Genomic DNA, 13,215 nt, shown 5'->3' with positions numbered 1-13,215 from the left:
TTATGCTACATCCTATATATTATGCAATAATGATAATTCTTACTTTTGCAAGTTATAGAGAATTAAGTACGGGTATTAAACAAAAGATATTTTTTGTATTATTTTGTATTATTTTTGTCACACTTGCTGGAATAAGAGTAGCTCAAGGAGCTGATTATTGGCCATATTTTGGTCTTTATATGAGCTCTAATAAGTATGTATCCTGGAGCATGATATTTGATAAAAATATTGGTATTGAGCCCATGTATGTTTTGCTTTCCAAAATAATTGGTACTCTTGGACTTCCTTTTAATGCTTTATTGTTTACAATTGCTGCTATTTCAATCACTTTAAAGGGGAAAACTATATACAATTTTTCTCCATTGCCTGTGTTTTCATTATTATGTTTTTTTATGCCTGGTTTTTTTGCAAGTGATATGGGCCATATGAGGCAGGCACTCGCTACTGCTATATGTATGTATTCCTTTAAGTACATCTCATCAAAAAAATTATATAAATATCTAATATGCCTTTACTTAGCATACTTATCACATAAAACGGCAATGGTATTTATACCGGCTTTTTGGGTAGCCAATATGAAAATATCAACAAATCGAGCTATCTTAATTATAGCTATTGGAGTATTTTTATGGCCTTTTGAACCTTATAGATTGTTAGGAGAATGGTTAAACAATATTTCTACAGAAAATTTAGCTACGGAATCTTTTAATTCTTATTCACAATTAAAAGAAGAATCTTTAACTGTAACTGAGTTTGTTAAAATATTTTTCTTTATCATAATTTTTGTAAACGACAAATATATTTTAAATCAAAATATAAATGAAAATTATATGAAAGTGAGAAATCTTATAGTTGTTTTTTATTTTTTTTACTATGCTTTTCATGGTAATCCAATATTTTCTATAAGACTTTCAGCAATTTATCAATCATTTGATATAATATTAATAGCTATGATTGTAGCATATTCAAGATATAAAAATTTAATTTTTATCTATTACATATTATATATTTATTTGATAAGCTGGAGATTCTGGAGTAATACCAGAGAATTAGGTTTTGATAAATTTAATACGATGTTTAATGCACCAGAATTTAATATTTATTATTTTACCCCACATGAATTTTATGATGAAAAAAGTTCTAATTAATAAAAAACGATATTTATAATTTTGATATGATTTTCTAAAACACTATTACTTATGTTAAAAAAATTTAATTTTATTTGCTATGCAATTCTACTTCCTTTTATTCTTTCTTTTATAACCTATTTTGGATTTACTTCCAAATATGCACAAGTACATGCTAATCTTAATAAACTTCCAGATTTGTATTATTCTGGTTTATATAACTATCGTTTTTTATCCCGTGATTTATTAACTCATATTTATAATTGGCTATCTCCATTTTTACAGAATTTACGAAACCAAAGTATATTTAAACCAATGAATACTTTGGGTACTGATTTTTTTATTCTTACTGTATTATATAATACTTTATTTTATATACTATCCTGTATCATTTTGTATAAAATTTTAATCAAAAATATAGCACAGCCATATTTATTATATTTTCTAATAATATTTATCTTTGCATTATCTCAATACGTTATAACACCATTTGATAATGCTTCAATGTTTTTTTTCTTTTTATCTATTTATTTTATATTCAAGCTAAATGAAAAATTTAATTACAGTTACACTATTTTATTATCATTATTAGTAATTATATCTACATGTAACAGAGAATCTTCTGCTTTAACTTTATCATTCTATGCTTCAGTATTAGTAAATAGTAAGATAACTAACCTATTTAAAAAACAAAAAATTCAATATTTATTAAAATGTTTATGGCTTCCAGTACTAAGTTTTTTAATAGCTTATATAGGCATAAGAATATTTATACATACTGATAAAGCTAGTTTAGTGGAAGGTAACTATTTTAGTCACAATTATAAAGAGATAAAAAACATTTTAGGATTTATTTTTTATTTAATAATAACCTATTTTTCAATTACATCTTCAATAAATAAAAATTATAAATATAATGTTTATAATTATATTGTATTTTCATTTCCTTATATAATTACAATTATATATGCCGGATTACTTTGGGAAATCAGATTGTATATACCATTGATTGCTGGTCAATTAATTTTAGCTAACTATAAATTGTTATCAAAATGATTGATAATCCATCAATATCTATAATCACTGCTTCTTATAATTCAGAAAAATATCTTTCAGACACTATTCGCTCAGTAATAAATCAAACTGATACTGATTGGGAGTGGCTTATTGTTGATGACAATAGTTCTGATAATTCTGTAAATCTTATTAAATCTATTAAAGATCAGAGAATTAAACTAATTGAATCTAACCAAAACTATGGTGCAGCAAAAGCTAGAAATATAGGGTTAAAACTTGCTAAAGGTCGCTTTATTACCTTTATTGATAGTGATGATATATGGTTACCCGATTTTTTAACTACTACTAAAAATTTTTTACTTAATAATAACGAAGAATTAGTTTATAGTTCCTATAAAAGATATGATGAACAATTAAATCCTTTACTATCTGACTTTATAGCAGAGGATCATATTACTTATGAGAGAATACTATATAACTGTCCTATGCCTATGTTAACCACTATGTATGATAGCCAAAGAATTGGAAAAATCCTTATTCCTGAAAATGTATATAAGAGAGAAGATTATGCCTTATGGATAAATGTATTGAAAATTGTCTCTGAAGCAAGAGCAATTGTGAAACCCTTAGCTGTTTACAGAATTCGTGAAAATTCATATTCAAGAAATAAATTTAAAATTGCATATTATCAATTTTTAGTATATTATAATTTTTTAAAGCTATCTTTGCCTAAATCAATTTATTATACAATACAATGGAGCCTTAATGGTTTAAAAAAATATGGAAAATTTAGATATTAGATTAATCAAAACGTTTTTAGGTATTGATAGTTTTTACCTAAAGTGTATGATAGGTTTTGTAGGTTCCTTTTTGTTAACTTTTTTAACTATACCTAAAATTATACGAGTTTCATATAAAAAAAATTTAATGGCTCTTCCAGGAGATCGAAGTTCGCATGTCAAAAGAACTCCTAATCTTGGAGGTATATCTATTTTTTATTCAATAACCATAATGTCCTCTATATGTGCATATGAACTTTTTTCAGCATATATTTTTTTATTTTCTGCCATAATTATATTATTTTTCATTGGACTTATGGATGATATTCTGGTAGTTGCTCCTGACAAAAAATTTTACGCACAGATAGCCACTGCTCTCATGATTTCAATTGGTTCAAATGTTAGAATAGGTAATTTCTTTGGAATACTTGGAATTGAACTTTTACCCTATTGGTTTAGTATACTCTTTACGGTTTTTGTATTTATTTTACTAATCAATGCATATAACCTTATTGATGGTATTGACGGCCTTGCATCTGGTGTAGCTATTTTAGTAAGTATCGCTTTTATCTGGACTTTTTGGAGACTTGGAGAAATAAATTATCCTATGATTGTTTTGTGTTTGACTATTATTGGAAGCTTAAGTGCATTTCTGATTTTTAATTTTTCAAAAAAATATAAAATATTTATGGGGGATACGGGCTCTATGATTATAGGTTTCTTACTTTCATTTATGGGAATAAAATTTTTGAATTTATTTTTACTTTTATCTTCATCAGGAATGCCTATATATCATTTACAATCAGCACCTGTTATAGTTATAGCAATATTAATCATACCTATCGTAGATACATTATGTGTTTTCACAATTAGAATATCTAAGGGAAAATCTCCTTTTGCTGCTGATAGAAATCATATGCATCATCGATATTTACGACTAAATTTAAATCATAAACAGGTTTCAGTAATTATGGTTTTAGAAAACGCATTTATCATTGTAGTTGCTTATTTATTTAGACATATAAATATCCATATATTACTTGTTACCATAATGTTATTAGGAATAATTTTTTCGTTTCTACCGATACTTATATTAAGACTTAATAAATATAATTAAAGTCAATTAGTATCATAAAAAATATTATGGATAATAACAATATAAAAAAAATAACTATTTTTGAAAAATTAATTTTATCATGATGAATTCTAAATTTTACATATTAATACTTTTCTTATCAATATTTTTAACTTCATGTATTGGTGTGAAGGATTTGAAATATTTACAACCCAGTGACAATCTTCAATTAAATCAGTACGGTTTAATACCTGTATCGTATGAGAATTACAGAGTAAAAAAAGATGATATATTAACCATGGTATTAATAACTACTGATGAGAATGCTTCTAAATTTTTAACTACCGAGAATACAGAAGCATTTAAAAACTTTTCAGGCTCATCAACTGGTCGATTAAAAACCGGAGGGTTGCCTGTTGATCCGGATGGCTTTATCACAATATATGGACTTGGAGAATTTTACGTTTACGGATTAACTCTTAGTGAAATAACGAGTTTAGTTCAGACTAAATTAAATCAGGTTTTGTATAATGACGGAAAAGCAGAAGTGAGAATAAACTTAGGAACTATAAAATACTACATGGTCGGAGAAGTATCTTCACCCGGTGAAAAAACAGAAGATTCCAATAGACTTGATTTACTCCAAGCTATAGCTAAAGCAGGAGATTTAACCAGATATGCCGACAGAAGACACATTAGAATTATAAGAGAATATCCGGAAGGAAAAAAAAATATAGTTCTGGATATTACTAGAGATGATATAATGAACTCTCCTTATTACTATTTACAACCTGGAGATCAAATTATAATTGATCCATTAAAAGAAAAAATATCTGGGCTTGGTGGAGGAACAACTATAGGAGACGTAACACAGTTTATGTCGTTAGGAATGTCTGCTATAACTACATATTTATTCTTTAAAAATTTATAAAAATATTTTATGTCTAACGAAACTAATTCTAATTCCAACCCAAATTCTGCATCTTCTAAAAATAAAGCTTCTGAAATTCTAGAAAAAAATTTTTTCAGTATTGAAAGATTTATTAGAAGACTGATTAATAACTGGTATTGGTTTATAATAGCTTTTATTATTGGATGGGTAGTGTCTTATGTTGTAAATAGATTTTCTGACAGGTATTATCAATCTACAATTACTACAAGTATTTCAACGGGTACTTCTAGTGTATTAGCTCCTAGTCAGTCTATAAACTTTATTTGGGGAGGAAATTCCGGCGCTACTCAGGGAATTTTTTATAAAAAATTATTATCGTCCAGAACTCACAATGAAACTCTTGTTAAAAAACTAGGTCTTTATATAAATTATACTCAAAAAGGAAATATTAAAACTACTGAAATTGATTATATTGATATTCCCTTTAGAATAATTATAGATACCTCATATGCTCAAGCTCTGAATTATAACACAAAAGTAGAAGTTTTAAAAAATAATAAATTTAAAATTACTTTTCCTGAGACGTCTAATGAAACTTGTTATTTTTATTCTTCTGAAAAATTGATCAATAGAAAAGCAAATAATAAAAATGAAATAATTATTCCTCTAAATACTTGGATTAATACTAATAATCTTAAATTCAAAATAATTAAAAACGAAGATTTTGAAGGAAATGGTAATGCAGAAGGACTGCAATTTTATTTTAATCTAATATCTATAAATCAAGCCGTATCTACAATTCAGTCATTAATAAGCGTAAATTTTGATAATGAGTTACCATCAGTAATGATTGTTTCTAAAAGAGGATTAAGTTTAAATGGAACTATCAATTTTTTAAATAAATCCATAGAACAGCTAATAATCAGAAGATTAGACGATAAAAATATTGTTAATCAAAATACTATAGATTTTATAAAAGATCAAATAGTAATTACAAAAAAGAAATTAGATAGTGCTTCTGCTGAATTTCAAAAAGTTCAAATTAAAAATAAAACCTTTTCTCAATCAGACATTGGAACTAGTGTAGCTTTGTCCAAGATTCAAAATTTAGATCAACAAAAAGCTGAACTCCAAGCTAAACTTCAAGCTGTATCTTTGTTAAGAAACTCTGTTTTCAACGGCTCTATCATTATCGATAGTAATCTTTCCGGAGTAGACCCTGGATTTTCATCAATACTACAAAACATTCAAAGCTTAGAACAAGAAAAAAGAGAAAAACTTATTTTATATAGAATTAACTCTGAACCAATAAAAGCTCTTGATTATAAAATAAACTTGGCTAAGAATAAAGCGGTTTCAATTTTAGCCAACTCTGGAAAAAATATTTCTAACGATATCAATAATATATCAGAAAAAATCAGGGAAATAGAAGCTGATTTTGCAACTCTTCCAGAAAAAGAACGTGAATTCATAAATGCACAACGTGGTTATTTATTAAATGATGGAATTTATAATAGTTTACTAGATAAATTATCAGAAGCGGAAATGAGAAAAGCCACCACAGTTTCTGATATAGTCATATTAGATAAAGCTAAAAATATAGGTCAGGGCCCCATAACTCCTGATGTAAGAAAAAATAAAATTTTATATATTGGAATTTTTAGTTTAATACCTTTCATTGTACTTTTCTTAATCGAATTATTAGACAACAAGATAAAATTAATTTCTGATCTTAAATCTACTACCAAAATTCCTTTAATTGGTACTATAGGTCCAAAAAATGCAGAAAACAATTTAGTTGTTTTAACAAGACCTAAATCAAGTATTTCAGAAAGTTTTAGAGCTATACGTTCAAATCTTAGATTTTTATTTAACGAAAAAACTGTTAAAAACGGTAAAGTATTTCTTATCACTTCCTCTATTGGAGGCGAAGGTAAAACTTTTATAGCTATCAACTTAGCTTCAGTAATAGCTTTAAGCGGTAAGAAAACCGTACTGGTAGGTATGGATTTAAGAAAGCCGAGAATTTTCGATGACTTTAATATAAGTAATAAAATAGGTTTATCCGGTTATTTATCTGGAAATAATACTCTTGAAGAAATTATTAAACCTACAGGCTATGATAATTTTGATATTATACCTGCAGGGCCAATTCCACCTAACCCTGGAGAATTATTAATCAGTGATGAAAATCGGGAATTAATTGAAAAGTTAAGAAATTTATACGACTATATTATTATAGATTCGCCACCTGTAGGTTTGGTAATTGATGCTTACGATTTAATGAGACTTTCTGATGCTAGATTATATGTTACAAGATGTAATTATACATATAAACAACTATTAAGAAGCATAAATGAAAAATATAAAGCAGAAGAAGTAAATCATATAGGAATAATTTTTAATGACTTCACTAATCCTGGAGGTATTGGCTATGGGTACGGGTATGGCTATGGATACGGTTATGGGTATGGGTATGGATACGGATATGGATATGGATATTTTGAAGAAGATGAAAATTACGACAATTCCTTAATATCCAGAATAAAAAGATTATTTAAAAAATCATAAATTCTAATAGGACTGGTTAAACCAGTCCTATTCATTTATATAAAATTAGGAATAATTCAATCTAAATAAAATTTTAACTCTTTGAAAAAATTAGTTATCATAGGTGGAGGAGCTTCCGGCTTTTTCTTAGCAGCCAATCTTAATAAAACTAATTGGAAAGTTACCATATTAGAACAATCCAAACATCCGCTACAAAAGGTTAAAATATCTGGTGGAGGAAGGTGTAATGTAACACATGCATGTTTTAATCCTAAAGAACTGGTTAAATTCTATCCTAGAGGGTCCAAAGAATTAACTAGTATTTTTTCTCATTTTCAACCTTCTGATACTTTTGACTGGTTTGAAAAAAGAAAAGTTAATTTAAATACAGAAGCTGATAACAGGGTATTTCCTGACACTAATACATCGCAAACAATCATTGACACATTACTTAAACATACTGAAAAAAACAATATACAAGTACATTACGAAACTGTTGTTTCTGATATAATGAATGAAAATCAATTGTTTAAAATTATAACTTCGAAATTCGTTTATGAAGCTGATGCATTAATCATAGCAACAGGAAGCTCTCCCAAAATGTGGAAAATTATATCTAAATTAGGCCATTCAATAATTTCTCCTGTTCCCAGTCTATTTACATTTAATTGTAAATCTCCTTTAATCCAGAATCTTCAGGGAACTTCTTTTACTGAAGCTGAAATATCAATTCCTTTGTTAAAACATACTGAATACGGACCTTTATTAATAACCCACTGGGGACTGAGTGGCCCATCAATACTTAAACTTTCTGCCTGGAAGGCCAGAGAACTTGCTGAATTAAAATATAACTTTATTCTTAAAATTAATTGGGTTTCTGAGAGTTTTGATGAAGTTAAAAATACACTTAACGGTTATAAAGTTCAAAATCCTAAAAAATCCATTTATTCTCTTAAACCCTATAATCTTACACAAAGATTCTGGCAAAATATGCTAAATGTTTTAGAAATAAAAGAAAAAGTGCTTGCTGAATTGAGTAAAACTGATATAAATAGGATTACAGAAACATTAACTAATACCCGACTAACAATAAATGGCAAAAGTACATTTAAAGATGAATTTGTTACTGCCGGAGGAGTCAATCGTAGAGAAATAGATTTCCGGACAATGCAGTCAAAACTAGTGCAAAATCTTTATTTTGCTGGTGAAGTTATTGACATAGACGCAATTACCGGAGGATTTAATTTTCAGGCATGTTGGAGCGAAGCTTTTGTTATCAGTCAACAATTTAACATCTATGAAAAAAATTGATAAAAAAAATATTACATTATTTATTATTTTATCTTTTTCTTTTAGCTGGACAATTGCCTGTTTAATTAATCTGATTGGCTGCAAATCTAATTCCATAACATATTTATTACTTGTTATCGTATACATGTATGGACCTACATCCGCAGCTCTTTTATTAATTAAATTAAAAAAAAATAAGTTTTCCTTAAAATTAAATTTTAAGCCTTATAATAAGCTTTTATTAATACCCTTGGTATTTGTTTGTTTAATATTATTATCTTTTACAATTATTTGGATATTTGGAAATAATCATTTGAATGAAAATTTTGGACAAGTTGACTTCTCAAGTGAAGGTTTTTCTTTTCGTTTAACAAAATTAACTCAAAAATTAATTCCTACCTCTTCAACAGCTTATAATATATCATCTATTTCACCTATTATATTATTTTTTGCATTCTTCATACAGTGTACAATCTTTGGAGGAATTGTAAACTTATTTGCAACATTTGGAGAAGAATTCGGATGGAGAAATTTTTTACTTAATGAAACAAAATCATTGGGATTCTTTAGATCATCAATATTTATAGGAACCATCTGGGGCTTATGGCATATTCCGCTAATTATTATGGGGCATAATTATCCATCATCACCAATTGTAGGAATTTTAATTATGTGTCTGTTTACTATAACAATTAGTCCTATTTTTAGTTATTTAACATATAAAACAAACTCAATATTAGCTCCTTGTTTATTTCATGGAATGATCAATTCTATAGGCACCCTATTTCCTCTTTACGTCTCTAATGGGAACGAACTATATAGTTCCGTAGTAGGAATTTCTACAATACTTTCAAATATAATTATTATCTTATTTATTTTCATCTTTGATAAAAAATTTATACTAAAAATTCATTCTAAAATAGAATAATATTTAATAAAGACATATATCAATCAGTCAATTAGCAATAATAAGTAAAAATCTTATATTTATCTGTTTTTTAATCTTGTTAATTTAGCAATCAATATTTTATTAAAACAAAAGTTTCACTATCGAAATATTTAATAATTAATTAATTAACTGATTATCAATTACTATATTATACATCTATGATAAAAACTGTTAATTATCATAAAAATTATTTCATAATAGTATTGTTTAGTTTTGTTTTAGTAAGTATATTTGTGTTATTGAAATTAAGTCATTTACTAATTAAGAAAATATAATAGTATATCATGGAAAAGAAAAAAATAGCAATAGGTTGTGATGAAGCGGCTTATGCACTAAAAATAGTATTAAAAGAATATTTGGAAAAGCTAGGATATGAAGTAAAGGATTTTGGAGCAGAAAAAGGTGAAGTGGTTCTTTACCCAGATGTTGCAGCAAATGTAGCCAAAGCTGTTGCTTCAGGAGAATTTGAACGAGCTGTATTAACATGTGGAACTGGCATAGGTATGGCTATAACTGCTAATAAAATACCTGGTGTAAGAGCAGCCGTATGTCATGACCCGTTTTCTGCTGAAAGAGCGAGAAAAAGTAATAATGCTCAAATTATTTGCTTTGGGGAACGAGTTATTGGACATGAACTTGCTAAAAGCTTACTAAACACATGGCTTGAATCTGAATTTAGCGGAGGAGGTTCCACTCCTAAAGTTCAACGTATCTGTGATTATGAAGAAGAATATTCAAAAAAATAAATTTGTACAACCAAGTTAGTATAACCTTTTACTCTTAAAATCATTAGTAATTTTATTAAACAAAAAAAGCTGAAGTTTAAACTTCAGCTTTTTAATTGAATTTAAAAAATTCAGTTTATTTTGACAATTTTTTACCAAAAGCAAGATCTCCTGCGTCACCTAATCCTGGTATAATATATTGATTATCATCAAGCCTTTCATCAACAGAAGCAATCCATAGTTCAGAATTTTCGGGAAGTTTTTTAGTTATATAATCAATTCCAGGTTTTGAACCTATAGCTGCAACAATATGAACTTTTTTAGGAACTCCCTGACTTAATAGTACTTCATACACATTAGCCAATGATTCACCTGTAGCTAACATAGGATCGGAAATGATTAAAGTTTTATCCTGTAGAGAAGGAGTAGCCAGATATTCAACCACAATTTCAAATTCCTTTTCACCATTTGGATGATGACGAAAAGCAGACACAAACGTTGTTTCTGCCTGATCAAAAAAGTTCATCATTCCCTGATGTAAAGGTAAACCTGCACGCAATATGGTGCATAGAACAGGTTGTTGATCCAATAAGTCTGTAGGCTTAATTCCAAGTGGGGTTTTAATATTTTCCGTATGGTAATTTAATGATTTACTTAATTCATACCCTAATATTTCACCTATTCTTTCCAAATTCCTTCTGAAACGCATTCGGTCTTTTTGTACTTCAACGTCTCTTAACTCTGCTACAAAATGATTTAATATAGATTTAGTTTGACTAAAATCGTGAACAATCATAAATAATATTTTTTGTAAATATAAGTATTTGTATTATGAATATCCAATCATCTTCAACTGATATTGCACAGAATTTAATAAAATTAAAAATTATATCAAAAACTATCGGTTTTTATGTTAAAATTTTAACTACCCAAAAATAAAACTTATTTAGTACGATAAATATTCAAAAAATTTAATCTACATTTGAGTATACAACTGTATAAATTTTCTCTCTATGATCATCTGCGAAGTTATTATCTTTCGTCCAGATATCTAAAATTTCTTTTGTTTTCGAATTTTCCGATTTTCGAGTATATTTAGCCAAATTAATCCCTAAATAATTTAGCAGAATATATTCATCCCCTAAAGCAATAACTTTAAACGCAGTTTCCTTAGATTTACCATCACCATACTTGGCTATAGCTGTTAACAAAATCTCTGCCTGTAGAGATAATTTATTTATTTTATCTTTGTTTTCATCCTTATTTTGGTTTTTATACGAATTAATTAAATTCATTATAATAACTAAATTTACAGGATCTTTTTCGATCAAATTCTCTCCTAAAGCAATAGCTTTAGAATATTTTTTATCTCCGGTTAATTTTATCAACCGCATATTTTGCGACTTAACCTCCGATGATTTCTTATAGTAGGTAGAAAATAATTTACCGTAATATAAATATTCAGATTTTACTGTATCAGCACGAAAAGTTTCAGGATGTTCAATAAATTGCTTTACCAAATCTTCATAATAAAATGAAGAGTTTTTATTTATTACTTCTTTTTTAACAGTTTCGAGGTCTATTGTTTGCGAAAAAGAACAACTAATCACAAAAAGAGTTAATATAAGAAAAATTCTTTTCATAAGATTTTTATATAATTATTAATTATCAACTAAGATACACACTTTTACTTATATAAAATATTTATACGCATAAAAATTTATACTGAAAATCTTACAAAAACAAAATATAATATTTAATAAGAATAATTTAATAAATGAATATAAATATTTATATTATTTATTATTTATTATTTAATGTAATCAGGACCGTTTTTTCCATAAATCCATAGGATTTATCAGGTATTTGATAAATTTCAACTTTCCTAAATATAAACAAATTATAACAATAAGCACAGCTGACAAAAAAACCAAGATAAAAGGAGGGTTTAAATGATAATAACCTACAATAATATTAAATACGTAATAAACAAAGAGTGGATGAAGCAAATAAATCTCCATTGTATTTAATCCTAAATTAGGTAATACAACAGGCATCACATTTATAAAAGCTATGGAAACAATAATGGTAATCAAAAACCAGACTCCTCTGTAAACAATTCCTTCCAATATAGTTGGATAAGCGTTGTAAGTAGATTCTCCAAAAAGATTGTATCTATATAAATTACTCGTTGTAAAATAAAGTGCTAAAAAAAATAAAATTAAGAAGGTCGTAAAATATATTTTATTTATAGATCTTATTTTTTTTATAAACTTTTCACTGCAAAAATATCCTAAAATAAAATAAGGGAAGAAAGTTAATATTCTTGAAAAAGGAATTACATCTTTCGTAAACCCTAAGGCAAAAGTAATTACTAATGAAATAGTAAATACCAGTATAAATGAAATTTTAAATTTTTCAATAAAATAGAATAAAAAGCGCCAAATCATCAACCCTGCTATGTACCATAAAACGCTTTGAGGAAAAAAGATAAACTTAAACCAATCAAATTTCCCTGAAAAAAAGAACTGAAATAAAATAAATAAAAACTGGAAAACAACATAAGTTGAAAATAATGATTTAAAGCTTTTCACAAATTTATTCCAAGTAATATTTTTAGAAAAATAGCCTGAAATAAAAATAAAAAGAGGCATATGAAAAGTATATATAAAATCGAAAGCTACTCGATTCAAATGATTTATGCCTGCTACTGCTTCCAGCAAATGACCAAGAACCACTAAAAAAATTAATATAAATTTTATAGAATCAAAAAAAGAATCTCTTTGCTTAGGCATAATCTAACTTTATAGT

12 protein-coding genes are annotated in these 13,215 nt (G+C 26.9%); 9 read left to right on the top strand and 3 right to left on the bottom strand.

Annotated elements, in window-relative coordinates:
• Positions 1–2: 2 nt before the first annotated feature.
• The 9 genes from EQ921_RS12805 to rpiB all read left to right on the top strand — a co-directional run bounded on the left by EQ921_RS12805 (position 3) and on the right by rpiB (position 10,425).
• The gene (locus EQ921_RS12805) at positions 3–1,148 is read left to right on the top strand and encodes an EpsG family protein (protein ID WP_128331929.1); all 1,146 of its coding nucleotides are present in this window, start codon (positions 3–5) and stop codon (positions 1,146–1,148) included.
• Positions 1,149–1,199: 51 nt separating this feature from the next.
• The gene (locus EQ921_RS12800) at positions 1,200–2,183 is read left to right on the top strand and encodes a hypothetical protein (protein WP_128331928.1); all 984 of its coding nucleotides are present in this window, start codon (positions 1,200–1,202) and stop codon (positions 2,181–2,183) included.
• Positions 2,180–2,944, top strand: coding sequence for a glycosyltransferase family 2 protein (locus EQ921_RS12795; RefSeq protein ID WP_255424493.1), 765 nt, complete (start codon positions 2,180–2,182; stop codon positions 2,942–2,944). The genes EQ921_RS12800 and EQ921_RS12795 overlap by 4 nt, the downstream gene beginning before the upstream one ends.
• Positions 2,925–4,040, top strand: a complete 1,116-nt coding sequence (locus EQ921_RS12790) for a glycosyltransferase family 4 protein (protein ID WP_185144517.1) — start codon at positions 2,925–2,927, stop codon at positions 4,038–4,040. The genes EQ921_RS12795 and EQ921_RS12790 overlap by 20 nt, the downstream gene beginning before the upstream one ends.
• Before the next feature lie 79 nt (positions 4,041–4,119).
• Positions 4,120–4,929: a polysaccharide biosynthesis/export family protein gene (locus tag EQ921_RS12785; RefSeq protein ID WP_128331927.1), complete on the top strand. Its 810-nt coding sequence runs from the start codon at positions 4,120–4,122 to the stop codon at positions 4,927–4,929.
• Between the two features lie 9 nt (positions 4,930–4,938).
• The gene (locus tag EQ921_RS14815; protein ID WP_128331926.1) at positions 4,939–7,461 is read left to right on the top strand and encodes an exopolysaccharide transport family protein; all 2,523 of its coding nucleotides are present in this window, start codon (positions 4,939–4,941) and stop codon (positions 7,459–7,461) included.
• Positions 7,462–7,542: 81 nt separating this feature from the next.
• The gene (locus tag EQ921_RS12775) at positions 7,543–8,751 is read left to right on the top strand and encodes an NAD(P)/FAD-dependent oxidoreductase (protein ID WP_128331925.1); all 1,209 of its coding nucleotides are present in this window, start codon (positions 7,543–7,545) and stop codon (positions 8,749–8,751) included.
• A complete protein-coding gene (locus EQ921_RS12770) occupies positions 8,738–9,658 on the top strand; it encodes a CPBP family intramembrane glutamic endopeptidase (protein ID WP_128331924.1) in 921 nt (306 codons plus the stop codon). The genes EQ921_RS12775 and EQ921_RS12770 overlap by 14 nt, the downstream gene beginning before the upstream one ends.
• A 305-nt stretch (positions 9,659–9,963) precedes the next feature.
• Positions 9,964–10,425: a ribose 5-phosphate isomerase B gene (gene rpiB / locus EQ921_RS12765; protein ID WP_128152056.1), complete on the top strand. Its 462-nt coding sequence runs from the start codon at positions 9,964–9,966 to the stop codon at positions 10,423–10,425.
• Between the two features lie 115 nt (positions 10,426–10,540).
• Here the strand turns inward: rpiB and upp are convergent, their stop codons facing one another.
• The 3 genes from upp to EQ921_RS12750 all read right to left on the bottom strand — a co-directional run bounded on the left by upp (position 10,541) and on the right by EQ921_RS12750 (position 13,199).
• Positions 10,541–11,200 (bottom strand): uracil phosphoribosyltransferase, encoded by a 660-nt coding sequence (gene upp / locus EQ921_RS12760; protein ID WP_128152054.1) that lies wholly within the window; start codon positions 11,198–11,200, stop codon positions 10,541–10,543.
• 175 nt (positions 11,201–11,375) lie between these two features.
• Positions 11,376–12,047, bottom strand: a complete 672-nt coding sequence (locus EQ921_RS12755; protein ID WP_128331923.1) for a DUF4919 domain-containing protein — start codon at positions 12,045–12,047, stop codon at positions 11,376–11,378.
• A 180-nt stretch (positions 12,048–12,227) separates the two neighbouring features.
• A complete protein-coding gene (locus tag EQ921_RS12750; protein WP_128331922.1) occupies positions 12,228–13,199 on the bottom strand; it encodes an acyltransferase family protein in 972 nt (323 codons plus the stop codon).
• Positions 13,200–13,215 lie beyond the last annotated feature (16 nt).

The sequence above is a fragment of the Apibacter sp. HY039 genome (assembly GCF_004023655.1).
Classification (GTDB): Bacteria; Bacteroidota; Bacteroidia; order Flavobacteriales; family Weeksellaceae; genus Apibacter; species Apibacter raozihei.
Note: the sequence above shows the minus strand (reverse complement) of the source record. Positions and strands in the feature narration are given on the sequence as shown.